Genomic DNA, 26,999 nt, shown 5'->3' on the forward strand with positions numbered 1-26,999 from the left:
GGGCCCGCTCAGGTCCCCGAGCAGCTCCTCCAGCCTGCCCAGGTCGCCCAGGCCCCCCGGGGTGGGGCCCGTACGGCCTCCGGGGGCCCGTACGGGCTCTATGCCCGGCCGGCCGTCCTCCATCAGGTGCCGGCCAGCGGCATCGCGGCAGCCACCAGGCGGCCGTTGGCCGCGGCCTTCTCCAGGGCGTCGCGGAGCAGGTCCTCGCGCGGCTGCTGGCCGATGGAGCCGACCGGAGCGGCGAAGACCAGCACCGTGTGCGACTTGTTGGCGGCCGCACGCCAGCCCTCGGTGACCTGGAGCGGCTGGTGGGCCTGCCACCACGCGGCCTGACCGGCGCCGTTCGGCCCCGGCTGGAGGACGGAGTGCAGCTGGCCCATGGCCACCAGCACCGACCAGCCCGGCAGCGTCGCCGGCTTCTCCTCGAGACCGGAGACCGGCTGGAAGCCCTGCTCGGCGAGGAGCGACAGGAACTCGTCGACCTGGCCGTCCGTGCCCGGACGCGCCACGGGGGCGGTCGGCTCCACGACCAGCGCCGGGTGCAGCTCGCCGTCGATCAGGACCAGGCCGCTGGTGACGCCGAGCACCGCCTGCTCGGGGTGGGCGGCGGACAGCTCGTCGGCGGCGTCGGCCGCGGCGATGGAGGCGACGGCGCCCTGGAGCTGGTCCTCCGAGACGCGGACGACCTGCGAGGGGATGCAGGTCGCGTGGGCGAACGCGAGGACCGCGGTCTCCACGCCGACGAACAGCACCGTGCTGGTGCGCTCCCGCTGGGAGTCACCCGGCGTGCGGCAGGAGGTGCAGTCGTAACTGCCCGGGGCACTGTCGCCCTCGAGCAGCCGATTGGCTTCTTCGTCGCCGATCTCGGCGCGTACGTCCTCGCTGACGTCGAGCATGCGCGGCACGGGTGGCTCCCTGACTAGGAACGGGGGGACGCCGGGCCGTTCCCGGGCGCCTCATGCCGAGTTCAACGGGTCAGGATCGGCCGGGGTCACGCGTGGAAGCGGGGCAACTTGCCACGGGCGTGTGCGACGGGTGCGCGGGGGTGTCCGTGACTCCGACCGGGTGGGGTGTTGACACTGTTCCGCGCGGCACGGGCCGGGCCCGCGGGGCGGCTGCCTAGCCTGCCCCGATGTCGAAGATCCGATTTTGGACGACGGCCGGTTCCCTCCTCGCGGCCGTGACGCTGACGTCCGGGAGCGCGGTCGCCGGTACGGCGGACACGGCGGCGTCCGGGACCGTCCCGGCGGCCGTCTCCGCCGCCGCGGCTTCCTCCGCCGCCGTGGCTTCCTCTTCCGCTGTGGCCTCCTCCGCCGACGCCGTACGGGCCGCGGCCAACGTGCCGGACTACCCGTGCGCGGGCGACCAGTGGCCGTGGGGGTGCGTCGCCGACTGCGAGAGCAGCGGCCGCTGGCACGTCAACACCGGGAACGGCTTCTACGGCGGGCTCCAGTTCTGGCAGCCGACCTGGGTCGAGCACGGCGGACAGAAGTTCGCCAAGCGCGCCGACCTGGCCACCCGGCCGCAGCAGATCACGACCGCCGAGGAGGTGCTGCGCACCCAGGGGTGGGGCGCGTGGCCCGTCTGCTCCAAGCGGTACGGACTGAGCGGGCGCGTCCACACCGTGCAGCCGGGGGACTCGCTCGGCTCGGTCGCGCGCCGGTTCGCGGTGAAGGGCGGCTGGCAGGCGCTGTACGCGGCCAACCGGAGCGTCATCGGGGCCGACCCGAACCGGATCGTGGTCGGGACGATGCTGCGGATCGCCCCGCTCTGACCACGGGGCCCCTCCTCGTCCCGTGGTCAGTCCGACGTGAACTCGTACGGTTCCCCGCTGGCGGCGAGGGAACCGCGCCGCAGCTCGTGCACGACCGTGCCGCGCGGCAGGCCCGGCGGCACGCGCCGCTCGGCCAGGACGACCGCCGCCCCGGCGTCCCCGGCGAGCGCCGCCAGGAGGCCGTACGTCCGCGCCGCGACCGCCGGGGCCAGGCCGAGCGACGGCTCGTCGACGAGCACCACGCGCGCGCGTGCCAGCAGGGCGCGGGACAGCGCCAGCATCCGGCGCTCGCCGCCGGAGAGCGTCCCCGCCGGGCGGGACAGGAGCGGGACCAGTTCGGGGTACGGGGGAGGGGCGCCCTCCGGCGCCGTGAGCGCGAGGTTCTCGGCGACGGTGAGCCCCTCGTACACCGCCCGCCGGTCCGGTACGAAGCAGAGCCCGCGGCGCGCCCGCTCGTCGGCCCGGAGCCCGGTCACGTCGGCGCCCCGCCACACCACCCGGCCGGCCGAGAGCCGTACCGTCCCCGCGAGGGCCCGCAGGGCCGTCGTGCGGCCCGCGCCGTTCCGGCCGAGCAGCACGGTCACCGTGGCCGCGGGGACGGGCAGGTCGAGGCCGTGCAGGGCCTCCAGGGGGCCGTAGCGGACCCGGGCGGCGCGCAGGGCGATCTCTACGGTCATGACAGGAGCCGGCCGCCTTCCATCGAGTGCACGGTGTGCGCGATCCCGGCGACGATGTCCGGGTCGTGCTCCACGACGAGGACGGTCAGGCCGTCGGCGGCGAGCGCGGAGAGGATCCGCGCCAGCGCGGCGGTCTCGGCGGCGTCCAGGCCGGCGGCGGGTTCGTCCAGGAGCAGCGTGTGCGGGCGCGCGGCGAGGGCGCGGGCGAGCTCGACGCGGCGGAGGGTGCCGGTGGGGAGGCCGGCGGCGGGGTGGTGGCGGACGGGGCCGTCGAGGGCGAGGAGGCGGAGGGCCTGCTCGACGGCGGTGGCGGTGGCGGTGGTGCCGGCTATGCGGACGCTTCCGTCCGCGCCGAGGCGGACGTTCTCCTCGACCGAGAGCGAGGGGAAGACGGCGAGGCGCTGGAAGGTGCGGGCGATCCCCAGGCGGGACCGCGCGTGGGCCGGGAGGGCGGTGATGTCGATGCCGTCGAGGGTGACGCCGCCCTGGCCCCTGCGGGGCCGCAGCGTGCCGGCGAGGCAGTCGAAGAGCGTGCTCTTCCCGGCGCCGTTCGGGCCGACGAGGGCGGTGACGCGGGCGGGGGCGAGGGCGAGGGTGACGTGGGAGAGGGCGGTGACGCCCCCGGGGTAGGTGAGCGTGAGGTCACGGACGCGGAGCCTCGGAGGGTCACTCGTGCGGGTGGCGCCGACGCGGCGCGGCGCGGCGGGCCGGGGGGCGTCGGCGGCCTGGGCGCGGTGGTGGTGCGTCCGTCCTTCGGCCGGACCGGGGTTCCCACCCGCACCGCCCGTGCGGGTGGGTGCGTCGGGTGCGGGTCCTCCCGTGGGGGGCTCGGCGCCGTCGGCGGCCGGCTGGCCGGGGTGCCTACGGCCTGCGGCCGTGCCACGGTGGCCTGCTGGGCCTGCTGGGCCTGCTGGGCCTGCTGGGCCTGCTGGGCCTGTCGGGCCTGTCACGTTTGCCGGGCTTGCCGGGCCTCCTAGGCCTCCTGGGTCTGCCGGGCCTGGCGGTGCTGCCTGGTTCGTCGGGCTTGCAGGTATTGCCAGGTCTGCCGGGGCTCCCCGGCCTGCCCGGCCTGCCCGGCCTCCCCGACCTCCCCGGCCTGCCCGGCCTGCTCGGCCTGCCCGGTCTGCCGTGGGCCGGCGTGTCGTTCGAGTGGGGGGAGGGTGGCGGGGCGTGGGACGGGGTGGGCGGCGGGCTGTCCGGGTGGCCAGGAGGCCGATCAGGGCCGCTGCCGTGCCTGCTTGGGGGCCTGCCTCCAGCGTGGCCAGGAGGGTGGCCGCGAGGAGCGGGGTCAGGAGGCTGTCCGCGCCCAGGACCAGGACCGCGGCGAACCACAGCAGGCCGCGTACCGGGTCGTACGCCTCCGGGTCGAAGGCCCGCCCTCCCAGGCTCAGCAGCGCCCCGCCCAGGGCCGCGAGCGCGGCCCCCAGCGTGAAGGCCCCCAGCTTCAGCGCGGCCGCCGGGACGCCCGCCGCCTCCGCGCCCGGCTCGTGGTCCCGCAGCGCCGCGAGGGCCCGGCCCGTCCGGCCCCGGCGCAGGGCCCCCACGACGACCAGGCAGCCCGCCAGGGCCGCCAGTTCCAGGGCGTAGAACGCGCGGTCGTCCGCGAAGCCCGCCGGGCGCTCCACCGACAGACCCGTCGTCGCGTACGGCTGCGTCAGGACGAAGCGGCTCACCGCCACCCCCGTCGCGAGGGTCGCCAGCGCCAGCGCCAGGCCGTGGCGGCGGATCGCCGGCCAGGCCGTCAGGGCGCCCACCGCCGCAACCGCCGGGACCGCGAGGCCCAGCGCCGCCAGGACCGGGACGCCCCGCGCCGCCAGCAGCCCCGTCAGCAGTGCCCCCAGGCCCGCGTACGCCGCCTGGCCCAGCGCGATCTGGCCTCCTCGGCCCGTCACCACCACCAGGGACAGCAGGATGACGGCGAGGGCCGGGATCCGCAGTGTCGTGTGCAGGTCCTCGCCCGCCGGCGCGAGGGGGAGGAGGAGCAGGGCTCCGACCAGGAGCCGGACCGCCGGCGGCACCCGGCGCCGGCCCGTCGGCGGCGGCAGCGCGTCCCTGCCCCTGCCGCCCACCCCAGGCAGCGCGAGCGCCGCCACCAGCAGGGCCACCACGAACAGGTTCGCCGCCACCGCCCGTACCAGCGGCTCCGCCCAGCCGCCCGGATGGAGGCGGGTCAGCTGGGCCTGGGCCACGCCCAGGGCCACCGCCGCCACCACCGCGACCGTCAGCGACCGCATCCGGGCGATGACCGCCACCGCGATCACCTCCACGACGAGGAGCGGCATCCCGTACGGGTCGAGCCGGACGTACGGCGCCAGGAGCACGCCCGTCAGTCCCGCCGTGAACGCGCCGAACGCCCACCCCGCCGCCGCCACCCGGTCCGCCCGCACCCCCGACAGGACGGCCAGCGGGCGGTTGTCCACCACCGCCCGCAGCTCACGCCCGAACGGCGTCCACCGCGTCACCGCCGTCACCAGGCACGCGAGGGCGACCACCGCCCCCAGCTGCGCCCACGGATCGTCCCCCAGCAGCGCCGGAGCGTCGTCCCGTGCCCCCGGCCCCCACAGCAGCGTCGCTCCGCCGACGAGCAGCACGAACACGCCGGTCGAGGCCACCAGCGTCCGCGCCGGGTCGGAGCCGAGGAGCGCGAGCGGACGGAAGACCCCCCGGTCCAGGACCAGGCCGAGGCCCGGGGCCACGAGCAGCAGCGTGACCAGGGCCCCCACCGGGAGCGGCCAGCCCCAGTCGACGACCAGCTGCCGCAGGACGTACGCGCAGACCATCGCCACCGCGCCGTGCGCGAGGTTCAGCACCCCCGTCGCCCGGTACGTGACGATCAGGCCGATCCCGGTCAGCGCGGCCGCGCTGCCGATCGCCAGCCCCGCCAGCGTCAGCTCGTACGTCAGGGAGGCCACGGCTCACACACCGGGCAGGGGGAGAGGGACGTGGGCGGCGGGTCCTCGACCTCGCGCGCCTCCGGTCTGCCCACGACCAGGGGACAGTCCGGGCGGTGGGCCAGCGTCCCGCCGGGGAGGTGGAGGGGCGGCCCGGTGGAGGAGGGCGGAGGCGTGCCCCGCCACTCCTCCACCGGGGGCGGTTCGGGGGCCGGAGGGGGTACGGGGGAGGTCAGCGCCGCCGCCACCAGGACCGCGCCCGACACGAGGAGCGCCGCCCCCGGTACCACGCACGACGCCAGGTACGGCAGCTGTCGTTCGACGTACCGCTCGCCGGAGATCCCGTACCAGCCCAGCACGCACAGCACCGCGCCCCCGGCGGCCGCGACGGCGCCGGACCAGAGGAGCAGGCGGACGCGGGATGTCGGCACGAGAGGTTCCCCTTCCTCCCCTCCGCTCTCTTCCTTGCACTATGACCCGTTCCGTCCCACCCTGGAAGCATCAGGCCGAACGGCCCGGTGAGACACCCGGTGGTGAGCCAGATGGTTCTGACACGACTCGGCGGACGCTCCCGGCTCGCTGCACTCGCGGCCGCCGCCGTGCTCGCCCTCGCGCCCGCCGTAGCGGGCTGTTCCGACGACGACACGGGCCAGGCGGACACCGGCAACCAGGTCGCGTCGAACCCGCCGCCCGGGATGACGGCCCAGCCGCCGGACGGCGACGAACCCGACGACCCCGACGCGGCCAGGGCCGAGGTCACCAAGAACTGGGAAACCTTCTTCGACCCCGGGACCCCGACCTCCGAGCGGGTGGAACTCCTGGAGAACGGCCCGGAGATGGAGGCGGTCCTCGCCGCCTTCGCCGGGAACGAGAACGCGGCCGGGACCTCGGCCGAGGTCACCGAGGTCGACTTCACCTCCGACAAGGACGCCGACGTCACCTACGACCTGCAGGTCAACGGCGCACCCGCGCTGCCCGACGCCGAAGGCACCTCCGTCCTCCAGAACGACACCTGGAAGGTCTCCGTCAAGACCCTCTGCGGCCTGGTCGAGCTGAGCGGTGTCACCGTTCAGGGCTGCTGAGGCGGTCGCGGCGCTCCTCCTGGCCGCGCTGCTCGCCCTCCTCGCGGGGTGCGGCAGCCGGCTCCCGGACAGCGCCTTCGAGACGCGGCCCACCGTCACCCCCTCCGGCGGTGAGCCGCTCCGCGTCGGGATCGTCACCAGCGCCACCAGCGCGGTCGGCGGCACGGCGCTCACCGGGCCGCGCGACGGCGCCCGCGCCTACTTCGACGCCCTCAACGCCCGAGGCGGGCTCGACGGACGCCGGATCGAGGTCGAGACCTGCGACGACGGCGGCAGCGGCGTCGGCAACAACGCGTGCGTCCACCGGCTCCTCGACGAGCGCCGGGTCTTCGCCCTCGTCGCCACCACCGCCCTGAACTACGCGGGCGCGCCCCGCGTCGCCGAGGCCGGCGTCCCCGACGTCGGCGGCCAGCCCCTCACCCCCGCGTACGACACCCATCCGCACCTCTACGGGATCTACGGCAGCCTCGCCCCGCGCACCGGTGCCGCGCCCGGCTGGAACGGCACGCTGTACGGCGGGACCGAGGTGTACCGGTACTTCGCCCGCGAGCGGGGCGCGCGGACCGCCGCCGTCGTCTCGTACAACCAGGCCGCCTCCGCCGCGTACGCGCGGCTCGTCGCGCGGGGGCTGCGCGCCGAGGGGTACCGCGTCGTCGACGAACAGGTCGACTTCGCGCTGCCGAACTTCCGGGCGGTCGCCGCCGACCTGCGGGAGCGCCGTGTCGACGTGCTCTTCGACGCGATGGACGCCCACGGGAACGCGCGGCTGTGCGAGGCGATGGAGGCGCTCGGCGTACGGGTCGACGCCAAGGTGACCCACGTGCAGAACTGGTCCTCCTCGGTCGCGCGCGACTACGCCCGCGCCCCCGGCTGCCTGCGCGCGCTGTGGGCGACCGGGTCCAGCCGCAACCACCAGGACACCGCCCACCCGGCCGTCCGGGAGTTCCGGGAGGGCATGGCCCGAGCGGGCCAACGGGAGCTCTCGCAGTGGCAGTTGGAGGGGTGGGCGGCGGCCATGTGGTTCACCGACGCCGCCCGGTCCTGCCTGGGCGAGGGGGAGCTCACCCGCGCCTGCGTCGAGCGGTACCTCGACCGGCCGGAGCCGTACACCGCCCGCGGCCTGCTGCTGCCGGTGCGCTTCGCGCACCTCGCCCGGCCGCCGGCGACCCGGCACACCTGTCTGTCCGTGGCCCGGTGGGAGGGCGGGCGCGGCTGGGTGTCGCAGGGGGAGATGACCGAGAACTGCGCGACCGTGCCCCAGCTGGGCTATCGGCCGTGAACTGCCTTGCCCGTCACGGCAGTACAGTCGGCGCGACCGGCTGACTGACCGACAGGCCGGGAGACCGACTGACCGACTGACCGGGGGGAACCGGCAGCACGATGCGAATTTCCTTTCTGCTCCACAACGCCTACCACTACGGCGGCACGATCAGGTCCACCTTCACGCTCGCCGAGGAGCTCGCCGCGCGTCACGAGGTGGAGATCGTCTCGGTGTTCCGCCACCGCGACCGGCCGATCCTCGGACTTCCCGCAGGAGTGACGATCCGCCACCTGGTCGACCTGCGCCGGGACAGCCCCGGCTACGACGGCGACCATCCCGACTTCCACCGGCCCGCCGAGGTCTTCCCCCGCGGCGACGGCCGCTGGAAGCAGTACAGCGCGCTGACCGACGCGCGGATCGGCGAGCACCTGGGCGGGGTCGAGGCGGACGTCCTCGTCGCCACCCGGCCGGGGCTCAACGTGCAGCTCGCCCGGCAGGCCCGCCGGGGGCCGGTCCTCGTCGGGCAGGAGCACCTGATCCTGGACGGCCACAGCTTCCGGCTGCGGCGGGACATCGGCCACGAGTACGGACTCCTCGACGCCGTCACCACCGTCACCGAGGCCGACGCCCGCGCCTACCGGAGGCTCCGGCTGCCCGGCGTACGGATCGAGTCCGTGCCCAACAGCGTCCCGGCGTCCACGCTGCCGCCGGCCGACCCGGCGGCCAGGACCGTCGTCGCGGCCGGCCGGCTGACCAGGGTCAAGCGGTACGACGTGCTGATCGACGCCTTCGCGGAGATCGCGGCCGACCACCGCGACTGGCGGCTGCGGATCTACGGCAGCGGGGACGCCGTCCAGGACCTCAGGGGCGCGCTCGCCCGGCAGATCGAGGAGCGGGGCCTCGGCGAGCAGGTCTTCCTCATGGGGACCGTCTCCCGGATGGAACCGGAGTGGGTGAAGGGCTCGATCGCCGCGGTGACCTCGCAGCGGGAGTCCTTCGGGATGACGATCGTGGAGGCGATGCGCTGCGGCCTGCCGGTGGTCGCCACCGACTGCCCGCACGGGCCGCGCGAGATCATCGAGGACGGGGTCGACGGGCGGCTCGTGCCGGTCGACGACGTGGCGGCGGTGGCGGGGGCGCTGCGCGGGCTCGTCGAGGACGAGGAACTGCGGGCGAAGGCGGCACGGGCGGCGCTCGCCGCGTCGGAACGCTTCGACCCGGCGCGGACGGCGGTCCGGCACGAGGCGCTCTGGTCGGACCTGGTCGCGCGGGGCGCGAGCGGCAGGACCCACCCGCCGGCACGGGTGCGGTGGCACCGGGCGGTGGGGCGGGCCGTCGACGGGGTGTACGGCCTGAAGGCACGGGTGGGGCGCGCGGTCCGCGCCCTGCGGTGAGCGCCGGCGCCGGGACGCCGGGTGCCGTCGCGGCCTCAGCGTCCCGGCGGGGGGCTCGTGACGCGCATGCGCTCGTACGCGGCGAACTCCGGGTGGTGCAGGTCGAAGGCGGGGGACTCGGAACGGATCCGCGGCACCGCGTCGAAGTTGTGCCGGGGCGGCGGGCAGGAGGTCGCCCACTCCAGGGACCTCCCGAAGCCCCACGGGTCGTCGACCTCCACCTTCTCCCCGTACCGCCACGTCCGCCACACGTTGTACAGGAACGGCAGCGTGGACGTGCCGAGGAGGAAGGCGCCGATCGTCGACACGGTGTTGAGCGCGGTGAACCCGTCGGCGTCGAGGTAGTCGGCGTACCGCCGGGGCATCCCCTCCGCGCCCAGCCAGTGCTGGACGAGGAAGGTCAGGTGGAAGCCGGTGAAGAGGGTCCAGAAGTGGATCTTCCCGAGCCGCTCGTCGAGCATCCGGCCGGTGAACTTCGGCCACCAGAAGGAGAAGCCGGCGAAGGTCGCGAAGACGACCGTCCCGAAGACCGTGTAGTGGAAGTGGGCGACGACGAAGTACGAGTCGGTGACGTGGAAGTCCAGCGGCGGCGACGCGAGGATCACGCCGGTCAGACCGCCGAAGAGGAACGAGACGAGGAAGCCGACCGCCCACAGCATGGGCGTCTCGAAGGAGAGCGAGCCGCGCAGCATCGTGCCCGTCCAGTTGAAGAACTTCACCCCGGTCGGGACCGCGATGAGGAACGACAGCATCGAGAAGAACGGCAGCAGCACCGCACCCGTCGCGAACATGTGGTGAGCCCACACGACCACCGACAGGCCGGTGATCGCCGTCGTCGCAGCGATCAGCGTCGTGTACCCGAAGAGCGGTTTGCGCGCGAAGACCGGGATGATCTCGCTGACGATGCCGAAGAACGGCAGCGCGATGATGTACACCTCGGGGTGGCCGAAGAACCAGAAGAGGTGCTGCCACAGCAGCGCCCCGCCGTTCCCCGCCTCGAAGACCACCGAGCCGAGCCGCCGGTCCGCCTCCAGGACGAGCAGCGCCGCGGCGAGGACCGGGAAGGCGACGATCACCAGGACCGCGGTGAACAGGACGTTCCAGGTGAAGATCGGCATCCGGAACATGGTCATGCCCGGCGCCCGCATGCCGATGATGGTGACCATGAAGTTGACCGAGGCCAGGATCGTGCCGAAGCCGGAGAGCGCGAGGCCCATGATCCACAGGTCGACGCCGACGCCGGGGGAGCGCTCCGGGCTGTTGAGCGGGGTGTAGGCGGTCCAGCCGAAGGCCGCGGGGCCGTCGGGGGTGAGGAGCGAGCCGACCACCATGAGGCCGCCGAAGAGGAACAGCCAGTAAGAGAACATGTTCAGCCGCGGGAAGGCCACGTCGGGTGCCCCGATCTGCAGCGGCACGAGCTCGTTGGCGAAGCCCGCGAAGGTCGGGGTGGCGAAGAGCAGCAGCATGATCGTGCCGTGCAGGGTGAAGGCCTGGTTGAAGGTGTTGTTCGAGACGAGCTGGAGGCCCGGCCTGGCCAGCTCGGCGCGCATGAGCATCGCCATGATCCCGGCGAGCAGGAAGAAGACGAACGAGGTGGCCAGATAGAGGTGACCGATCTTCTTGTGGTCGGTCGTGGTGATCCAGTCGACCAGCAGCCGGCCGTGTCGCTGCCGGGCCGACTCGACGGTCGCGGCCGGTGTCTCGGTGCCCATCCCTGCCTCCGCCCCGCCCCACGCTCGCCGGGCGTCCGGACATGATGCGCGCGGGCGGCCGGGGGAGTCGGGAGGCGGATCGGGCGCTGCTCCGATCAGCGCACACGCCGCCGGCGAAGCGGGGGTAAGCATTCCGTAAGGGAAGCGTGGGGGTCTCGCACGGGGGTGCGGGGGCAATTCACCGGGAGCGGCAAAGGGCGGGCAATTTCCCCTGTTCGCGGCGGCTCCGGAACCCCGCGGGAAGTCTTCGTGCGAACTGCCGGAAGCGCCGGGGAATTACCGGAGAATCGGCCGGAAAGTGTCCCTTCGAGTGACCGTGGGCGTGTCAAACATATGTCGAGAACTTGTGACACAAGCGTGACCGCCGAGGGACTAACGTGAGGTGCATGTCACCCACATCGCGCACTCCCGAACCGCCCCGCGACGCTCCCGAGTCCTATGTGGGCCTCGACGCGGAAGGCGCCGCCGCCCTCGCCAGGACACGGGGCTGGACGGTCGTCAGGTCCCTGCCGCCCGGCACGTTCGTCACCATGGAGTACCTGGCGGGACGCATCAACTTCGAGGTCGAGGACGGCACCGTCACCCGCTGCTGGCTCGGCTGACGGCCGCGGAGCCGTACGCGCGAAGAGCCCCGGTCGACGACGACCGGGGCTCTTCGGCGGTGGAACGAGGGGTGGCGGCCGGCGGGCGCCTCAGCCGCGCGTCGCGGTGGCGCGTCCGCGCGCGACGCCCACGGGCTCCCGGACGGTCTCCCTGGCCGGCTCCTCGGCGGAGGCCGGGCGCGGCGGGAAGAAGCCGGGGCGCGGACCGCCGGAGGCCACCGGCAGCGAGGGCACCAGGCGGCGGCGGTCGCGCATCCGGTCCCGCACGCGGTCGCGCTGGTCGAGGATCCAGGCCTCCGCCACGGCGAGGGCCGGCTCGCACCACGGCAGCGCCAGGAGCACCAGGAGGCCGGCGGCCCAGCCCAGCAGGATGTCGCTCAGCCAGTGGGTGCCCAGGTAGACGGTGGTCAGGCCGACGCCGAGCGCGACCACGGCCGACAGGGCCGACAGGTAGCGCCTGGCCCGCGGGGTGGTCGCCAGGTAGGCGAGGATTCCCCAGGTCACGACCGCGTTGGCGGTGTGGCCCGAGGGGAATATGTCGCCGCCGGCGAAGAGCTCGGCCGAGCCGATCTGGGTCGCGTAGTGGGGGCCCGCCCGGCCGAGGCCGAGCTTCACCGCGCCCACCGAGACGTTCAGGAGCAGCAGCGCGGCGCCGAGACACAGCAGGGGCCGCAGGGTGTGCTGACGCCAGGAGCGCCAGCCCAGCCACGCGGCCACCATGACGGCCGTGGGGCCGCGCTGACCGAGGACGACGTAGTAGTCGAGGAGGCCGTGGATCCCGGGCCACTGCTCGTACGGCCGGAAGAGCATGATCTTCCAGTCGAGGGTCACGAGCCAGGACGAGAGCAGGACCGCGACGACGATGGCGAGATAGAACGCCAGCGTCCCGCCGAAGAGGGCGAGACGCGTGCGGGTCATCCGCGGGACCTCTATCTTCGGCGGTTCCGGCTCCCGGTCCAGCCGGGCAAAGATGTCGGTACGCACCCAATCGACGTTACAGGGAGTGAGAAGCCGCCCCGGTCGATCCGGCGTCTTCGTGATGACCATGTGATGTGGAGTAGGTCTCAGTGGTCGGCCCATTCCGGGCGTCCGTCGGGAAATCCGATGACCTTCAGCCCTATTGTCGAAGCGCTTTCTTCGGAAGAGTGTTTGAACGCACCCGAATTGTCTTACGCGGACGCCGGTAAGGAATTCCATGCGACGCGCGGGTGCGGCCGAGTGGCGTACGCCACACAGGACGGCCCGCCGGGGTGAGAGCTGCACCACGCGCTCGGCGCGTGAACTCGCGTACGCTGACGGCTCACTCGCCCGTCGATGTCGGGGTGCCACGGGGACATAAGCCCTGGTCGGCGCCTGCCGAGCGCGAGAGCTTCACTGGAGGTACGTACATGTCGCGGACGATCACGGCCCGAGCACGTTCCCGTGCCGCCGACGGCGGAGCCAACCGCTGGGTCGTCCTCGTCGTCCTCTGCGTCAGCCTCCTCCTGGTCGCCCTCGACGCGACCATCCTCCACGTCGCCGTCCCCTCGCTCACCGAGGACCTGCGGCCCAGCTCCACCCAGCTGCTCTGGATCGTCGACGCCTACCCCCTGGTCTGCGCCTCGCTCCTCATCCTCTTCGGCACACTCGGCGACCGCGTCGGCCGACGGCGGGTCCTCCTCCTCGGCTACGTGCTCTTCGGCGTCGCCTCCGCCGTCGCCGCCCTCGCGACCGAGCCGGGCGTCCTCATCGCCGCCCGCGCCCTGCTGGGCGTCGGCGGCGCGATGATCATGCCCGCGACGCTCTCCATCATCCGCGCCGTCTTCCCCGACCGCGCGGAACGCGCCACGGCGATCGGCGTCTGGACCGCGACCGCCGCGATCGGCGCCGCCACCGGACCCGTCCTCGGCGGCTTCCTCGTCGAGAACTACTGGTGGGGTTCCGTCTTCCTCATCAACATCCCGCTGATGGCGCTGATCCTGCCGCTCGGCCGCAGGCTCCTGCCCGAGTCCCGGGGCGGCGCCGACGGCCCGTGGGACGTCCTCGGCGCGCTGATGGCCGCCGCCGGAGTCCTCCTCTGCGTCCTCGGGGTCAAGCACATCGGGTCCGGCGGCTCCCCCCTCGCGCTCGCGAGCGCGGGACCGCTGCTCCTCGGCGCCGCGTTCCTCGTCCTCTTCGTGCGGCGGCAGAAGAGGCGGCCGCACCCGCTCATCGACATGCGGCTCTTCTCCCGGGCGGCCTTCACCACCTCGGTCGGCTGCATCGTCATCGGCATGCTGGCCCTGGTCGGCCTGGAGCTCATCGCCGTCCAGTACCTCCAGCTGGTCCTCGGCCTCAGCCCCCTGGAGACCGGCCTCCGGCTCCTGCCGCTCACCTTCGCCGCGATGGCGGCCGGCGCCACCGGCTCGTACACCCTTCGCAGGATCGGTCCGCGCCGGATGGTCGGCTGGGGCTTCACGCTCACCGCCGCCGCCGTACTGCTGCTCACCCTCATGGGGCAGCACGACCGGCCCGTGCTCCTCACCGTAGGCTTCGTGCTGCTCGGCTTCGGCCTGCAGACGACGCTCTTCTCGGCGTACGAGTCGATGCTCAGCGAGGCGCCGCAGGACAGTGCGGGCGGCGCGGCGGCGATCGGCGAGACCTCGTACCAGCTCGGCGCGGGCATGGGCATCGCCCTGCTCGGCAGCGTCATGAACGCGGCGTACGCCCCCGGGCTCGCCTCGGTCCCGGGCGTGCCGACGAGCGCGAGCGACGCCGCGGCGAACTCCCTCGGGGAGGCCTATCAGGTGGCCGAGCAGCTCGGCGGCGCGGCGGGCGACGCCCTGCACCAGGCGGCCAGGCACGCCTTCGTGCACGGTCTGCACGTCACGCTCTGCGTGAGCGCCGCGCTGCTGCTCCTGGGCGCGGTGATGGCGCGGCGGCTGCCGCGGGTCATGGAGTGCCCGGCGGCGGAGTATCCGGCGGCGGAGTGCCCGGTGGTGGAGACCGACGCGGCGGCCGGTGAGGCCCTTGTGCCCGACGAGGGCCGCGTGTCCGGTGAGGCCCACGTGACCGATGAGGTTCGTGGGTCCGGTGCGGTCGCCGGGGCGGTTGCTGCGGGTGGGGTCGCTGCGGCGGACACCGCTGTCGCGCCCGCGGGGGCGCCGCGGGTGCCCGCGACTCGGGAAGCCGTCGAGCCCGCCGGCTCTGGACGCCCCGGGCACTGACCCGAATCCTCGGGTGGTGCCCGGCGGGCGGGAGACCGGCGGACCCGCTCAGCTCTGGTTGAAGAAGCCGTCCTGCCGGTTCCGGCGGTTCTCCCCGCCGACGATCTGGGTGTCCGCGGGGGTCAGCAGGAAGACCCGCGTCGCCACGCGCTCGATCGAACCGCGCAGGCCGAAGGCGAGACCGGCGGCGAAGTCGACGACCCGCTTGGCGTCGTCCGGCTCCATCGCGGTCAGGTTCACGATCACCGGCACGCCCTCACGGAAGAGCTCGCCGATGCCCCGGGCGTCCCGGAAGCCGTCGGGGGAGACGGTGGCGATCCGACGGCCCGCCTCCTGGGCGGTGTCCGTGGCCACCCGGACCCTGGGGTCCGTCACCCAGGGCTCGCCGGCGGTCTCGGGCCCGTCGGCGTACTCGTCGTCGTAGTAACGCTCGTCGTTGTCCTCGACGAGTCCCAGCCAGGCACTCGCCTTGCGCACCGATCCCATGGACGCCTCCTTTCAGCGCGGTCACTTGTGGTTCCGCAATCCCTATCGTCCTTCATGATGCGGATCGCGCGCCAAGTGGATAGTCGGCGCGCAGGGGTTTCGTGACGGTACTGGTGCACAACGTGAGGCCCGATTTCTGGCGATACGTCAGGAAACTTGCGGTCTGCGGGGCCTGACGGAGTGGTCCGCAACTTAAAATATGAAAGTCGGGCCAGAAGGGTGACACTGGGCGCGTACGGGTGAACGAAACGGCTCGCTACGATGCCGTCACGCCGCACGACGGCGCTGCGCACGGCTCACGGGGGGCACTTCATGTTCGGCATCGTCAGACCCTGCACGCACCGGCTCACCGAAGGCCTCAAGACCGCGTGGATGGCCCACCTCTGCGGCCTCTGCCTGGCACTTCGCGCCGACCACGGCCAGTTCGCCCGGGTCGTCACCAACTACGACGGGCTCATCGTCTCGGTCCTGACGGAGGCTCAGACCGGGGTGACCGAGGCCGGGCGGCGCACGGCGGGACCCTGCGCGCTCCGCGCCCTGCGGACCGCGCCCGTCGCCCGCGGCGAGGGCGCCCGCCTCGCCGCCGCCGTCTCCCTCGTCCTCGCCTCGGCGAAGGTGCGCGACCACGTCGCCGACCGGGACGGCCTGTTGGCCCTGGGGCCGGTCGCCGCCGCGGCCCGCCGGGTCGCCCGCTCCTGGGACAGGGCCGGGGCCAGGACCGGCGCCGTGCTCGGCTTCGACACCGCCGTCCTCGTCGACGCCGTCGACCGCCAGGCCGGCATCGAGTCCCTCGCCGGAATCGGTACGCCCCTGCTCACGGTCACCGAGCCGACCGAGACCGCGACCGCCGCCGCCTTCGCGCACACCGCCGTCCTCGCCGGACGCCCGGACAACGCGGAGCCGCTCGCCGAGGCCGGCCGGCTCTTCGGCCGTCTCGCCCACCTCCTCGACGCCGTCGAGGACCAGGCCGCCGACGCGGCGGCGGGCGCCTGGAACCCGCTCACCGTGACCGGCACCTCCCGCGAGGAGGCCCGCAGGCTCGCCGACGACGCGCTCCACGGCATCCGCCTCGCGCTGAAGGACGCCGAGTTCGCCGACGGCCGGCTCGTCCACGTCCTCCTCGCCCACGAACTCCGCACCTCGGTCGACCGCGCCTTCGGCACGACGAGCTGCGCGCACGGCACGCACGCGTCGGGGCAGGGGCCGGTGCCCGGGAACCCGTACGCCACCCCCGGAGGCCCGCCGCCCGGCAACCCCTTCGCGAACCCCGGCGGTCCCGGCGGCCCCGGCGGGCCGTTCCCGCCCGAGCCGCCCAACCGCCGCGGCCTGCTCGCCGGGTGCGCCCTCTGGGTCGGCATGGCCTGCACCTGCCAGATGTGCTGCGGCACGTTCGAGGACCCCTGGAGCAGGCAGCGCCGCGAAGGGCTCTGCGGCCAGTGCGACCCCGGCAGCTGCTGCGACGGCTGCGAGTGCTGCTCCTCCTGCTGCGGCGACGGGGGCTGCTGCGGAGACGACGGCTGCTGCGGCGACTGCGGGTGCGGCTGCGACTGCAGCTGCTGACGCCGCGTCACGGCCGACCGGCCCGGCGCCGCTACTTCGTCGGCGCCGGGATCTCCGGCGGGGAGATCCGCGACCGCTCGATGCCCGAGGCCGTCACCCCCCACTTCCGCAGGATCCGGTCGTACGTCCCGTCGGCCTTCAGGCCGTTCACCGCCGCCTGGAAGGCGGGCGCGAGCGGGGTGCCCTTCCTGAAGGCGAAGCCCACGTCGAGCCGCCGGTACTCGTTCAGGAACCTCACGTTCTTCTGCTGCGTCACCGCGTACCGCACGCCGTTGATCGTGCTCATCACGACGTCGCTGCGCCCCTGCTGGAGCGACATCCACACCGCGCCCGTCTCGCTGAAGACGTTCACCTCGTACGGCTGCTTCCCGGCCTCCGCGCACCGGCCCCTGTGCTGCTCCAGGGTCCGTTCGAAGGTGGTGCCCGCGCCCGTCGCCACCTTCAGGCCGCACAGCTGTGTCAGCTCCGTGACCGCCTTCAGCGGCGAGTCGGCACGGGTGGCGAAGCCCTGGCCGTCGTTGACGTACGTGACGAAGTCGATGGTCTTGCGCCGCTCCTCTGTCACCCCGAAGTTGCCCGTGCCGACCTCGTACTTGCCGCTGCCGAGCGCGGGCAGGATCGCCTCGAAGCCGGCCACCTCGCGCTTCGCCCTCAGCCCGAGCGCCTTCGCGACGGCGTCCGCGAAGTCGATGTCCACCCCGGCGAGCGTCGTCCCGTCGGGCAGGTAGGCCGAGCTGGGCGGGGCACCCACCGCGGAGGCGATCGTGAAGGAGCCGCGCTGCCGCACCTCGGCGGGGAGCAGCTTCGCCGCGGCCTCGTTCTTCCGCACCTGCGTCACCACGTCCTCGGTGGGGAGGGTGCCCTTCGCCCCGCCGGAAGCGCCGGAAGCGCCCGGCGCCGCGGCCCCGGCCGGCTTCGTCGCCGGCTCGCCTCCGGCGCAGGCGGTGAGGGCGAGCGCGGCCGTGGTGATCAGGGCGAAGGCGAGGGTCGTGCGGGTGGTGCCGGAGCTCGTGCGTGTGCTCATGGTTTCGGGGTCTCCAGGAGTTTCTCGAACGGCAGCGGGCCGATCGACTCGGGATCGGCGGACACGTCGAAGAGCGGCCGGTAGCCGGTCGCCAGGTAGAGGCCCCTGGCCTCGGGCTGGCGCGGCCCGGTCGTGAGGTAGAGCCGGGAGTAGCCGCGGGCGGCGGCCTCCCGTTCGAGCACGGTGAGGACGCGGCGGGCCAGCCCGCGCCGGCGGTGGGCCGAGTGGGTCCAGATCCGCTTGAGTTCCGCGGTGTGCTCGTCGTACCGGCGGTAGGCGCCGCCCGCGACGGGCCTGCCCTGCTCCAGGAGGAGCAGGAAGGCGCCGTGCGGCGGGGTGAACTCCTCGGCCGGGTAGCGGCTCAGGTCGTCGGCGGTGCCGTAGCGGGTCGTGTACTCGTGTGCCAGCTCGTCGAGGAGCGGGCGGGCCAGGGGATCGGTGGTCGTGGTCCGGCGTACGGACAACGCGAAGGTCATGACGGCCCTTCGGGAGGAGAGAGGGCGGGGGCGACGCGGGGCATGCGCCCAGGGCAGTGCAGTGCGGTGCAGGGCAGTGCAGTGCGGTGCGGTGCAGGCAGGGCAGGGCAGGGCAAAACAGAGCAGGGCAGGAACAGGAACAGGCAGGACAGGGCGAGGGGAGGGATGAGCTCAGCGCTCGGGAACCCGCGAGGGGTACGCGTGTGAAGGCACCGCGGCGGACAGGGCGCGGTCAGGTCCCGAAAGGCCCGAAAGGCCCGAAAGGCGCGGAGGGCGCGAAAGGCGCGATGGGCACGAGGAACAGGGCGGACCGGTCAGGAGGGACCGGGGCAGCGCAGGGGTCGGCTCAACAGGAAGAGGACCACACGCGACCGAAGTCGATGTGGGAGCGCGTGACCAGCTGCTGCGGATGCATGGCCCCAGTGGAACAGGCATCCGATCCCGCGTCAACCACGATGAGACGCACGACTCACACTCTGGACACCCTTGACAGCGAACGGTGTTGACCGCATAGCCTCGAAGGGTGGACAGGGCTGAGGGGCCCGGTTCCGCGGCTCAGCTCTGTGCGCGTGAAGGCGCATCCCGTGTTCGATCCGTCGTCTTCCGGCATCCACGGAGCCTTCGCATGTCCGCGACCACCCTCGTCGAAACCGCCTCCACGGCCCCGCCCGTCGAACCGCCGCCCCGCGTCGTCCCCACCCGCCGCGCGGGCCAGTGGACCGCCGCCGGCGTCGTCCTCGTCCTCCTCGGGCTCGGCCTCGTCTCCGTCGTCCGCAACAAGGCCTTCCAGTGGGACGTCGTCGCCGAGTACTTCACCTCCGCGTCCGTCCTGCGCGGCCTCGGCCTCACCCTGTGGCTGACGGCCGTCGTCATGGCCCTCGGCTTCGTCCTCGGGACCCTGCTCGCCGTCCTCCGCATGTCCGCCAACCCGGTTCTCCGCGCGGTCAGTTGGGGGTACGTGTGGTTCTTCCGCTCCACGCCGATCCTGGTCCAGCTGCTCTTCTGGTTCAACGTCGGCGCGCTCTACCCGACCGTCCTCGGCGTCCACACCGTCAACCTCCTCGGCCCGGTCTCCGTCGCCGTCATCGGACTCACGCTGCACGAGGCCGCGTACGCCGCCGAGGTCGTCCGCGGCGGCATCCTCTCCGTCGACCGCGGCCAGATCGAGGCCGCCCACTCCCTCGGCCTCGGCCGGTGGCGCCGGCTCGGCCGGATCGTGCTGCCGCAGGCGATGCGCGCGATCGTCCCGCCCGCCGGGAACATGCTGATCGGCACCCTCAAGGGCACCTCCATCGTCTCCGTCATCGCCGTGCAGGACCTGCTCTACTCGACCCAGCTCGTCTACCACCGCACGTACGAGGTCATCCCGCTGCTCCTCGTCGCCACCCTCTGGTACGTCGCCGTGACCTCCGTCCTCAGCCTCGGACAGCACTACGTCGAGCGGTACTACGCCCGCGGGGCGGGGGATGCGCGATGAGCGGGCCCGCGACGGACACCGCCTCGGTCGTCATCGTCGGCGCCGGGCCGCGCGGCACCGGGTTCCTCGAACGGCTCGCCGCCAACCTGCCCGAGCTGTACGGGGACGAGCCCCTCGACCTCCACCTCGTCGACCCCTACCCGCCGGGCCCCGGCCGGATCTGGCGCACGGCACAGTCCCCGCTGCTCTGGATGAACTCCCGGGCCGAGGACGTCACCATGTTCACCGACGAGACCGTCCGCCTCGACGGCCCCGTCCGCCCGGGCCCCACCCTCGCCGACTGGGCCGGCATCGAGGGCCGCGGCTTCCCCACCCGTCCCCGCCAGGGCGCCTACCTCCGCTGGGTCTACGAACGGGCCCTCGCCGCCCTGCCCGACACCGTCACCGTCCACGAGCACCGCACCAGCGCGCTGCGGATCGGCGGCCCCCGCGACGGACGCCAGCGCGTGTGGCTGGAGACCGGCGCCGAACCGCTCCACGCCGACGTCGTCGTCCTCACCGTCGGCCACCTCGGCGCCGAACCCGACCCGGAGCAGCGGTCGCTCACCGCCTTCGCCGCCCGCCACCGGCTCCTCCACATCCCGCCCGGCTTCACCGCCGACACCGACCTCTCCGCCCTGCCCGCCGGCGAGCCCGTCCTCGTCCGCGGCTTCGGCCTCGCCTTCGTCGACCTGGCGGTCCTCCTCACCGAGGGCCGCGGCGGGCGGTACGAGGAGCGGGGCGGCGACCTCGTCTACGTACCCTCGGGGCGGGAGCCGGTGCTGTACGTCGGATCGCGGCGTGGCGTCCCGTACCACGCGAAGATCGGGTACGTCCTCGACGGCGAAGCGCCCCCGCTGCCGCGGTTCTTCGGGTCCGAGCAGACCGACGCGCTCCTCGGCCGGGACGGTCCGCTCGACCTGCGCCGCGACCTGTGGCCGCACATCCGCAAGGAGCTCGGCTGGGCCCACTACCACCGGCTCTTCACCGCCCACCCCGAGCGGACCTCCCTCCCGTGGGACGCCTTCGAGAAGGCGTACGCGCAGGCATCGCCGCACGGTCCCGAGATCGCCGCACTCGTCGCCGACGCCGTCCCCGACACCGCCGACCGGATCGACCCCGACGCCCTCGACCACCCCCTCGACGGAGTCCGGTACGGCTCGGCCCAGGAGCTCCAGGACGGCCTGCGCGACTACATCGCCGAGGACCTGACCCGCCGCAACGACCCCGACCGCAGCCCCGACGCCGCCGTCTTCGCCGCCCTCCTCTCCGTCTACGGACAGCTCGCGCGACTCGGCGACCGCGTCGACACCGACGGCTGGTGGCACGGCTTCTTCAGCTACCTCGCCTCCGGGCCGCCGGGACCCCGGCTGCGCCAGCTCCTCGCGCTCTCCCGCGCCGGGATCGTCCGCTTCCTCGGCCCCCGGGTCACCGTCGAGGCCGACGAGGGGCGCGGGGTCTTCCGGGCCGCTTCCGCCGCCCTGCCGGGGGAGTGGACCGAGGCCCGCGCCCTCGTCGAGGCCCGCCTCCCCGACCCCACCGTCGAGCACACCGACAGCCCGCTGCTGCGCGCGCTCCACGAGGACGGCGCACTGGCCACCGCCGGCGGACTCCTCGTCGTCGACCCCGCCGACGGCCGGGTCGTCGAGCGGGAGGAGGGCCCGCACCCGCGGCGCTTCGCGCTCGGCCCGCACACCACCGCGCGGGCCGGAGCGGCCTTCACCCGGCCCCGTACGGGCGGACTCGCCTTCGGCCAGAACGACGCCGCGGCGCGGGCGGCACTCGCCTTCCTCCGGGAGGGGAGCTGTCGTCTCCCCGTCCCCCTGAGCGCCTGACCCCCGCCCTCCTCCTCCCGACCCGCTTCCGAGGAACCGCCATGTCTCTCACCAGCGATCCGCCCGTCACCCGCCCGGTGACGAGAGCCGAACCGGAGACGCTCGTCGTCGTCCCCGTCCGCCACCCCTGGCGCTGGGTCGCCGTCGTCGTCACCGCCGTGCTGCTCGCCCAGTTCGTCCACGGCCTCGCCACCAACCCCGGCTGGGAGTGGGACGTCTTCGCCGCCTTCTTCACCACCGAGACGATCCTGCACGCCGTCCTGATCACCCTCCAGCTCACCCTGTACGGCACCGTCCTCGGCTTCGCGCTCGGCGTCGTCCTCGCCTTCATGCGGCTCTCGGCCAGCCCGTTCCTGCGCACGGTCGCCTTCGGCTACATCTGGGCCTTCCGCTCCATCCCGCTCATCGTCCAGCTCCTCTTCTGGTTCAACCTCGCCTACCTCTACAAAGAGATCAGCATCGGCATCCCCTTCGGTCCCGGCTTCTTCGCCTTCGACACGATGGGGCTCGTCGGCGAGATGAGCGCGGCCGTCCTCGGACTGGCCCTGCACCAGGCGGCGTACGCGGCGGAGATCGTCCGGGGCGGTGTCCTCTCCGTCGACGAGGGTCAGTTGGAGGCGGCCTCGTCCCTCGGCATCCCGAAGATCCGCCGGTTGCGCCGGATCGTCCTGCCGCAGGCGATGCGGTCGATCCTGCCCAACGCCGCCAACGAGATCATCTCGCTCTTCAAGGGGACCTCGATCGTCTCCGTCATGGCGATCGGCGAACTCTTCTACCAGGTCCAGGTGATCTACGGCCGCAACGGCCGGGTCGTCCCCCTCCTGATGGTCGCCACCGCCTGGTACGTCCTGCTCACCACCGCGCTCTCCGTCGTCCAGCACTACGTGGAACGCCACTACGCGAAGGGGAGCACCCGATGAGCTCCGCCGCCACCACGACCGCCACGACCGCCAAGGTCGAGATCCGCTCCGTCCACAAGCACTTCGGCCAGCTCCACGTCCTGCGCGGCATCGACCTCGACGTCCGCGCCGGCGAGGTCACCGTCGTCCTCGGCCCCTCGGGCTCCGGCAAGTCCACCCTCCTGCGGACCGTCAACCACCTGGAGAAGGTCGACAGCGGCACGGTCAGCGTCGACGGCGTCCTCGTCGGCTACCGCCGCTCCGGGAACAAGCTGTACGAGCTCCGCGAGCGCGAGATCCTCAAGCAGCGCACCCGGATCGGCTTCGTCTTCCAGAACTTCCACCTCTTCCCGCACCTCACGGTCCTCGCCAACATCGTCGAGGCGCCCGTCTCCGCCCTGGGGCGCCCCCGCAAGGAGGCAGAGGCCGCCGCCCGCGCCCTCCTCGAACGGGTCGGGCTCGCCGACAAGGCGGACGCGTACCCCAAGCAGCTCTCCGGCGGACAGCAGCAGCGGGTGGCCATCGCCCGCGCGCTCGCCCTCGAACCGGCGCTGCTCCTCTTCGACGAGCCGACGTCCGCGCTCGACCCCGAACTGGTCGGCGAGGTCCTCGACGTCATCAAGGACCTGGCGGCCTCCGGTACGACGATGATCGTCGTCACCCACGAGATCGGCTTCGCGCGCGAGGTCGCCGACACGGTGGTCTTCATGGACGAGGGCCGGATCGTCGAGCAGGGCCCGCCGGCCGAGGTCCTCGACAGCCCGCGCCACGAGCGCACCCGCGCCTTCCTCTCCAAGGTCCTCTGACCTTTCCGTTTCCCGCCCTTCCCCCTCACGTACAGGAGCATGGTCATGACGACCCGCCGCACCCTCCTCACCGCCCTCGCCTCGCTCACCGCCCTCGGGCTCCTCACCGCCTGCGGAGAAGGGGACGCCTCCAGCGCCATCACGTCCGGGACCTCCGACCAGAAGAAGGAGGGCGGCCTCAACCTGGGTCCGGAGCAGAACCGCGTCCGCACCGCCAAGGTCGACGCCCTCGCTGCCGAGCTGCCCGAGGCCGTCCGCAAGAGAGGGACGCTCGTCCTCGGCGTCTCCTCGGGCGGCGCCGCGCCACTGGCCTTCCGCGCCACCGACGACAAGACGCTCATCGGCGTCGAGCTCGACCTCGCCTCCCTGGTCGCCGACGCCCTCGGCCTGAAGCCCGAGTTCAACGCGGTCTCCTGGGAGAACCTCTTCGTCGGTCTCGACAGCGGCAAGTACGACGGGGTCTTCTCCAACGTGACGGTCACCGAGGAGCGCAAGGACAAGTACGACTTCGCCACCTACCGTCTCGACGACCTGGCCTTCGAGGCGAAGAAGGGCTCCGGCTGGAAGGTGAAGGGCCCCGGGGACGTGGCCGGGAAGACGATCGCCGTCGACTCCGGCACCAACCAGGAGAAGATCCTCGTCGACTGGTCCGCGCAGAACGAGAAGGCCGGCCGCGAGCCCGTGGACATCAAGTACTTCCAGACGCCCTCGGACTACTACCTGGCGCTCCAGTCCGGCCGGATCGACGCCTACCTCGGCCCGAACCCGGTCGCCGCCTACCACGTGCTCTCGGCCGGGCAGAGCGAGATCGTCGGCAAGCTCTCCGGCGCGGGCGACAAGCTCCAGGGCAAGATCGCGGCCACCACGAAGAAGGACAGCGGTCTCGTCGAGGCCTACGCGGGGGCGATCGACCACATCGTCGGGAACGGGACGTACGCGCAGGTCCTCAAGCGCTGGGGTCTTGACAGCGAGGCGGTGCCGAAGTCGGAGATCAACCCGCCCGGCCTGCCCCGTACCCGGAACTGACGCACCGTCGCACGCAGGGCTCCCCGCGCCCGTATGGAAAGGTGAAAACCATGAGCACGGATCCCCAGCAGGACTGGCAGCACTGGCACGAGCAGCGTGAGGCCGCGGTCGCCTCGTCGTACGGCCCGCTCTCCCTCACGGGCACCCACTGGCTCGCGGACCACCCGGGGGGTCGCGTTCCCGCCATTCCCGGTGAGTGGCGGGAGGACGGGGACGAGGTGGTCCTGACGGCGGGTGCCGAGGAAGCGATCACCGTCGACGGCAAGCCGCTGATCGGCACGGTCCGGCTGACCGCCGACCACGGCCCGATCCACGAGTCCCGGGTGGAGTCCGCCGGGCGGCGGCTCGTCGTCCTGAGCCGCGAAGGCCTCTGGGCGGTAAGGGACTTCGACCCCGACTCGACCGCGCGGCGCGCCTTCGCGGGCATCGACGCCACCCCGTACGACGCGCGCTGGGTCGTCCCCGGCGTCTACCGGCCGTACGGGGAGCGGCGCAGCGTGCGCGTCGAGAACGCGGACGGCAAGGAGCGCGGACTCGGGCTCGCCGGGGAGCTGGCCTTCGAGCTGAACGGCGGTGAGCACACGCTCCAGGTGGCCGTCGAGGACGACGGTTCGCTGTGGGCGGTCTTCGCGGACGCCACCAGCGGCCGGGGCAGCTACCGCTTCCGCTTCCTGCGGCCCGCGGCGCCCGCGGCGGACGGCTCGGTGACGGTGGACTTCAACCGCGCGCTGCTGCCGCCGTGCGCCTTCGCGGAGCACTTCATCTGCCCGTTCCCGCCGCCGGGGAACACGCTCGACACCGCCGTCCCGGCGGGGGAGCGGCTCCTCAACCCCATCTGAGCTGGTTCTTCCCCGTGGACGTGCGGGTGACGGGCGCCCCCGGCCTTCGTGGCCGGGGGCGCCCGTCCGTGCGGCGGTCTTGTGCGTGAGGGGCGGGAGGGTCACTATCACTGGCGGCGCATGTCAGGAACACGTCACCGAATGCGTCGCGGGCCCGACATCCACGGGCCCCTCCGCTTTTCGAAGGGAGCACTGTGAGGAACATTCGCACGCGCCTGCTCGCCGTCGCCGCCGGCATCGCCGCCGTCACGGCCCTCGGACTCCCCGGCGCCCAGGCGGCCCCCGCCCCCGGCCCGGCCGCGGCCGCCCAGCTGGCCCGCGCCGACGCCGCCGTCGACGCCGCCGGAGTCGGCGGCACCGCCTGGTACGTGGACAAGGCGGCGGGCAAGGTCGTCGTCACCGCCGACTCCACCGTCACGGAGGCGGGGATGGCGAAGATCCGCGCGGCGGCCGGTGCCGACGCCGGTGCCCTCCGCGTCCAGCGCACGCCCGGCGTCTTCAAGCCCCTGCTCTCGGCCGGCGACGCCATCTACGGCGGCGGCTACCGCTGCTCGCTCGGCTTCAACGTGCGCAGCGGCTCCACGTACTACTTCCTCACCGCGGGCCACTGCGGCAACGCGGTGAGCACCTGGTACACCAACTCGGCGCAGTCGACGCTCATCGGCGCCACCGTCGGTTCCAGCTTCCCGGGCAACGACTACGCCCTGGTCCGCTACGACAACACCTCGCTCTCCCACACCGGCGGCTTCACCGCGGCCGACGCGTACGTGGGCGAGTCCGTCAAGCGCTCCGGCTCCACCACCGGCACCCGCGGCGGTACGGTCACGGGCCTCAACGCCACCGTCCGCTACTCCGGCGGCGGCACGGTCAAGGGCATGATCCAGACCAACGTCTGCGCCGAGCCCGGCGACTCCGGCGGCGCGCTCTACGACGGCACGAAGGCGCTCGGACTCACCTCCGGCGGCAGCGGCAACTGCTCCACCGGCGGCACGACCTTCTACCAGCCGGTGCCCGAGGCCCTCGCCAAGTACAACGTCACCCTGCTCTGACCTTCCCCCCGTCCTCCCCAGCCACCCCCCACGCCAGGAGGAGCACGAAGTGAAGACCACGAAGAAGTTACGGCTGCTCGCCCTCACCGCCGGCCTCGTCGCCGCCGCCGCGACGCTCGGCGTCCCGTCCGCCAGCGCCGACCCCGCGGGCTCCGGCGCCGCGGGGACGTACGGCGCCACCGCGCTCACCGCCGCGAGCGACGCCGTCCTCGCCGCCGACGTCGCCGGTACCGCCTGGCGCGTGGACGGCGCCACGGGCCGGGTCGTCGTCACGGTCGACTCCCGGGTCTCCCCGGCCGACATCGCGAAGATCAAGCGCCAGGCGGGCGCCCAGGCCGGTGCGCTGCGCATCGAGCGCACCCCCGGCCGGTTCAACAAGCTGATCTCGGGCGGCGACGCCATCTACGCGAGCGGCTGGCGCTGCTCGCTGGGCTTCAACGTCAGGGACGGCGCGGGCAACTACTACTTCCTGACCGCCGGGCACTGCACCGACGGCGCCGGAACGTGGTGGTCCAACTCGGCGCGCACGACCGTGCTCGGTTCCACGGCCGGGTCGAGCTTCCCGACCAACGACTACGGCATCGTGCGCTACACGAACAGCTCGGTGACCAAGTCCGGCAGCGTCGGCAGCGTCGACATCACCAGTGCCGCCAACGCCACCGTCGGGATGTCCGTCACCCGCCGGGGCTCCACCACCGGCACCCACAGCGGCTCGGTGACCGGTCTGAACGCCACCGTGAACTACGGCGGCGGCGACATCGTCTACGGCATGATCCAGACGAACGTCTGCGCCGAGCCGGGCGACTCCGGCGGCCCGCTCTACTCCGGCAGCAGGGCGATCGGCCTCACCTCCGGCGGCAGCGGCAACTGCTCCTCCGGCGGGACGACCTTCTTCCAGCCGGTGACCGAGGCGCTGAGCGCGTACGGCGTGAACGTCTTCTAAACCCCCTCCGCGCGCGGGGAAG

The 26,999-nt window shown here is 73.4% G+C and carries 24 protein-coding genes; 15 read left to right on the plus strand and 9 right to left on the minus strand.

Going from position 1 to position 26,999, the window contains the following annotated elements:
- Positions 1-122 precede the first annotated feature (122 nt).
- Positions 123-905 (minus strand): hypothetical protein, encoded by a 783-nt coding sequence (locus AB0G79_RS17330; protein WP_360807145.1) that lies wholly within the window; start codon positions 903-905, stop codon positions 123-125.
- A gap of 227 nt (positions 906-1,132) precedes the next feature.
- On the opposite strand from AB0G79_RS17330, the gene AB0G79_RS17335 reads away from it, so the two are divergent.
- Positions 1,133-1,774, plus strand: a complete 642-nt coding sequence (locus AB0G79_RS17335; protein ID WP_360807147.1) for a transglycosylase family protein — start codon at positions 1,133-1,135, stop codon at positions 1,772-1,774.
- Positions 1,775-1,800: 26 nt separating this feature from the next.
- Here the strand turns inward: AB0G79_RS17335 and AB0G79_RS17340 are convergent, their stop codons facing one another.
- Genes AB0G79_RS17340 through AB0G79_RS17350 form a run of 3 tightly spaced genes read right to left on the minus strand, consistent with a single transcriptional unit; the run spans position 1,801 to position 5,773 of the window.
- Positions 1,801-2,451: an ATP-binding cassette domain-containing protein gene (locus AB0G79_RS17340; RefSeq protein ID WP_360807149.1), complete on the minus strand. Its 651-nt coding sequence runs from the start codon at positions 2,449-2,451 to the stop codon at positions 1,801-1,803.
- Complete coding sequence (locus AB0G79_RS17345) at positions 2,448-5,363, minus strand: ATP-binding cassette domain-containing protein (protein ID WP_360807151.1); 2,916 nt, start codon at positions 5,361-5,363, stop codon at positions 2,448-2,450. Before AB0G79_RS17345 ends, AB0G79_RS17340 begins: the two co-directional genes overlap by 4 nt.
- Positions 5,351-5,773 carry a hypothetical protein gene (locus AB0G79_RS17350; RefSeq protein WP_360807153.1) on the minus strand — a complete coding sequence of 141 codons (423 nt, stop codon included), beginning with the start codon at positions 5,771-5,773 and terminating at the stop codon, positions 5,351-5,353. Before AB0G79_RS17350 ends, AB0G79_RS17345 begins: the two co-directional genes overlap by 13 nt.
- Before the next feature lie 111 nt (positions 5,774-5,884).
- Here AB0G79_RS17350 and AB0G79_RS17355 point away from each other — a divergent pair, with 111 nt between their 5' ends.
- From AB0G79_RS17355 to AB0G79_RS17365, 3 genes are all read left to right on the plus strand, one after another.
- Complete coding sequence (locus tag AB0G79_RS17355) at positions 5,885-6,424, plus strand: hypothetical protein (protein ID WP_360807155.1); 540 nt, start codon at positions 5,885-5,887, stop codon at positions 6,422-6,424.
- Positions 6,402-7,703 (plus strand): ABC transporter substrate-binding protein, encoded by a 1,302-nt coding sequence (locus tag AB0G79_RS17360; RefSeq protein WP_360807157.1) that lies wholly within the window; start codon positions 6,402-6,404, stop codon positions 7,701-7,703. The genes AB0G79_RS17355 and AB0G79_RS17360 overlap by 23 nt, the downstream gene beginning before the upstream one ends.
- A gap of 101 nt (positions 7,704-7,804) precedes the next feature.
- Positions 7,805-9,079, plus strand: a complete 1,275-nt coding sequence (locus AB0G79_RS17365) for a glycosyltransferase (protein WP_360807159.1) — start codon at positions 7,805-7,807, stop codon at positions 9,077-9,079.
- A gap of 35 nt (positions 9,080-9,114) precedes the next feature.
- On the opposite strand, the gene ctaD is transcribed toward AB0G79_RS17365, so the two are convergent.
- Positions 9,115-10,791, minus strand: a complete 1,677-nt coding sequence (gene ctaD, locus AB0G79_RS17370; RefSeq protein ID WP_360807161.1) for a cytochrome c oxidase subunit I — start codon at positions 10,789-10,791, stop codon at positions 9,115-9,117.
- 386 nt (positions 10,792-11,177) lie between these two features.
- On the opposite strand from ctaD, the gene AB0G79_RS17375 reads away from it, so the two are divergent.
- Positions 11,178-11,393 (plus strand): I78 family peptidase inhibitor, encoded by a 216-nt coding sequence (locus tag AB0G79_RS17375; protein WP_360807163.1) that lies wholly within the window; start codon positions 11,178-11,180, stop codon positions 11,391-11,393.
- A gap of 90 nt (positions 11,394-11,483) precedes the next feature.
- On the opposite strand, the gene AB0G79_RS17380 is transcribed toward AB0G79_RS17375, so the two are convergent.
- Positions 11,484-12,377, minus strand: a complete 894-nt coding sequence (locus tag AB0G79_RS17380; RefSeq protein WP_360807165.1) for a phosphatase PAP2 family protein — start codon at positions 12,375-12,377, stop codon at positions 11,484-11,486.
- 404 nt (positions 12,378-12,781) lie between these two features.
- Between AB0G79_RS17380 and AB0G79_RS17385 the strand changes: the two genes are divergently transcribed.
- Entirely contained in the window at positions 12,782-14,578 is a 1,797-nt protein-coding gene (locus AB0G79_RS17385; RefSeq protein WP_360807167.1) for an MFS transporter, read from the plus strand.
- A 48-nt stretch (positions 14,579-14,626) separates the two neighbouring features.
- Here the strand turns inward: AB0G79_RS17385 and sepF are convergent, their stop codons facing one another.
- Positions 14,627-15,064, minus strand: coding sequence for a cell division protein SepF (sepF, locus tag AB0G79_RS17390; protein WP_360807169.1), 438 nt, complete (start codon positions 15,062-15,064; stop codon positions 14,627-14,629).
- Between the two features lie 312 nt (positions 15,065-15,376).
- Between sepF and AB0G79_RS17395 the strand changes: the two genes are divergently transcribed.
- Entirely contained in the window at positions 15,377-16,624 is a 1,248-nt protein-coding gene (locus AB0G79_RS17395) for a DUF5685 family protein (protein WP_360807171.1), read from the plus strand.
- A 31-nt stretch (positions 16,625-16,655) separates the two neighbouring features.
- Here AB0G79_RS17395 and AB0G79_RS17400 read toward each other — a convergent pair whose 3' ends face one another.
- Both AB0G79_RS17400 and AB0G79_RS17405 read right to left on the minus strand, forming a co-directional pair.
- Complete coding sequence (locus tag AB0G79_RS17400) at positions 16,656-17,648, minus strand: ABC transporter substrate-binding protein (protein WP_360807173.1); 993 nt, start codon at positions 17,646-17,648, stop codon at positions 16,656-16,658.
- Positions 17,645-18,124, minus strand: a complete 480-nt coding sequence (locus tag AB0G79_RS17405; protein ID WP_360807175.1) for a GNAT family N-acetyltransferase — start codon at positions 18,122-18,124, stop codon at positions 17,645-17,647. The genes AB0G79_RS17400 and AB0G79_RS17405 overlap by 4 nt, the downstream gene beginning before the upstream one ends.
- A 625-nt stretch (positions 18,125-18,749) precedes the next feature.
- Between AB0G79_RS17405 and AB0G79_RS17410 the strand changes: the two genes are divergently transcribed.
- The 8 genes from AB0G79_RS17410 to AB0G79_RS17445 all read left to right on the plus strand — a co-directional run bounded on the left by AB0G79_RS17410 (position 18,750) and on the right by AB0G79_RS17445 (position 26,977).
- Positions 18,750-19,601 carry an amino acid ABC transporter permease gene (locus AB0G79_RS17410; RefSeq protein ID WP_360807177.1) on the plus strand — a complete coding sequence of 284 codons (852 nt, stop codon included), beginning with the start codon at positions 18,750-18,752 and terminating at the stop codon, positions 19,599-19,601.
- Positions 19,598-21,415, plus strand: coding sequence for an FAD/NAD(P)-binding protein (locus tag AB0G79_RS17415; RefSeq protein ID WP_360807179.1), 1,818 nt, complete (start codon positions 19,598-19,600; stop codon positions 21,413-21,415). Before AB0G79_RS17410 ends, AB0G79_RS17415 begins: the two co-directional genes overlap by 4 nt.
- A 41-nt stretch (positions 21,416-21,456) precedes the next feature.
- Entirely contained in the window at positions 21,457-22,335 is an 879-nt protein-coding gene (locus AB0G79_RS17420; protein ID WP_360807181.1) for an amino acid ABC transporter permease, read from the plus strand.
- Positions 22,332-23,120 carry an amino acid ABC transporter ATP-binding protein gene (locus AB0G79_RS17425; protein WP_360807183.1) on the plus strand — a complete coding sequence of 263 codons (789 nt, stop codon included), beginning with the start codon at positions 22,332-22,334 and terminating at the stop codon, positions 23,118-23,120. The genes AB0G79_RS17420 and AB0G79_RS17425 overlap by 4 nt, the downstream gene beginning before the upstream one ends.
- A gap of 45 nt (positions 23,121-23,165) precedes the next feature.
- Positions 23,166-24,146: an ABC transporter substrate-binding protein gene (locus tag AB0G79_RS17430; RefSeq protein WP_360807185.1), complete on the plus strand. Its 981-nt coding sequence runs from the start codon at positions 23,166-23,168 to the stop codon at positions 24,144-24,146.
- A gap of 50 nt (positions 24,147-24,196) precedes the next feature.
- Entirely contained in the window at positions 24,197-24,985 is a 789-nt protein-coding gene (locus AB0G79_RS17435; protein WP_360807187.1) for a DUF1684 domain-containing protein, read from the plus strand.
- 194 nt (positions 24,986-25,179) lie between these two features.
- Positions 25,180-26,034 carry a S1 family peptidase gene (locus tag AB0G79_RS17440; protein WP_360807189.1) on the plus strand — a complete coding sequence of 285 codons (855 nt, stop codon included), beginning with the start codon at positions 25,180-25,182 and terminating at the stop codon, positions 26,032-26,034.
- A 49-nt stretch (positions 26,035-26,083) separates the two neighbouring features.
- Positions 26,084-26,977, plus strand: coding sequence for a S1 family peptidase (locus AB0G79_RS17445; RefSeq protein WP_360807191.1), 894 nt, complete (start codon positions 26,084-26,086; stop codon positions 26,975-26,977).
- The last annotated feature ends 22 nt before the right edge of the window (positions 26,978-26,999 follow it).

It is taken from the genome of Streptomyces sp. NPDC020807 (assembly GCF_040641575.1).
Taxonomy (GTDB): Bacteria; Actinomycetota; Actinomycetes; order Streptomycetales; family Streptomycetaceae; genus Streptomyces.

Bases quoted from the DNA above. Each gene is read 5' to 3' on its own strand.
- AB0G79_RS17335 (WP_360807147.1), top strand. From the start codon at position 1,133: ATGTCGAAGATCCGATTTTGGACGACGGCCGGTTCCCTCCTCGCGGCC.
- AB0G79_RS17340 (WP_360807149.1), bottom strand. From the start codon at position 2,451: ATGACCGTAGAGATCGCCCTGCGCGCCGCCCGGGTCCGCTACGGCCCC.
- AB0G79_RS17355 (WP_360807155.1), top strand. From the start codon at position 5,885: ATGGTTCTGACACGACTCGGCGGACGCTCCCGGCTCGCTGCACTCGCG.
- AB0G79_RS17365 (WP_360807159.1), top strand. From the start codon at position 7,805: ATGCGAATTTCCTTTCTGCTCCACAACGCCTACCACTACGGCGGCACG.
- ctaD (WP_360807161.1), bottom strand. From the start codon at position 10,791: ATGGGCACCGAGACACCGGCCGCGACCGTCGAGTCGGCCCGGCAGCGA.
- AB0G79_RS17375 (WP_360807163.1), top strand. From the start codon at position 11,178: ATGTCACCCACATCGCGCACTCCCGAACCGCCCCGCGACGCTCCCGAG.
- AB0G79_RS17385 (WP_360807167.1), top strand. From the start codon at position 12,782: ATGTCGCGGACGATCACGGCCCGAGCACGTTCCCGTGCCGCCGACGGC.
- sepF (WP_360807169.1), bottom strand. From the start codon at position 15,064: ATGGGATCGGTGCGCAAGGCGAGTGCCTGGCTGGGACTCGTCGAGGAC.
- AB0G79_RS17395 (WP_360807171.1), top strand. From the start codon at position 15,377: ATGTTCGGCATCGTCAGACCCTGCACGCACCGGCTCACCGAAGGCCTC.
- AB0G79_RS17400 (WP_360807173.1), bottom strand. From the start codon at position 17,648: ATGAGCACACGCACGAGCTCCGGCACCACCCGCACGACCCTCGCCTTC.
- AB0G79_RS17405 (WP_360807175.1), bottom strand. From the start codon at position 18,124: ATGACCTTCGCGTTGTCCGTACGCCGGACCACGACCACCGATCCCCTG.
- AB0G79_RS17410 (WP_360807177.1), top strand. From the start codon at position 18,750: ATGTCCGCGACCACCCTCGTCGAAACCGCCTCCACGGCCCCGCCCGTC.
- AB0G79_RS17415 (WP_360807179.1), top strand. From the start codon at position 19,598: ATGAGCGGGCCCGCGACGGACACCGCCTCGGTCGTCATCGTCGGCGCC.
- AB0G79_RS17420 (WP_360807181.1), top strand. From the start codon at position 21,457: ATGTCTCTCACCAGCGATCCGCCCGTCACCCGCCCGGTGACGAGAGCC.
- AB0G79_RS17425 (WP_360807183.1), top strand. From the start codon at position 22,332: ATGAGCTCCGCCGCCACCACGACCGCCACGACCGCCAAGGTCGAGATC.
- AB0G79_RS17430 (WP_360807185.1), top strand. From the start codon at position 23,166: ATGACGACCCGCCGCACCCTCCTCACCGCCCTCGCCTCGCTCACCGCC.
- AB0G79_RS17435 (WP_360807187.1), top strand. From the start codon at position 24,197: ATGAGCACGGATCCCCAGCAGGACTGGCAGCACTGGCACGAGCAGCGT.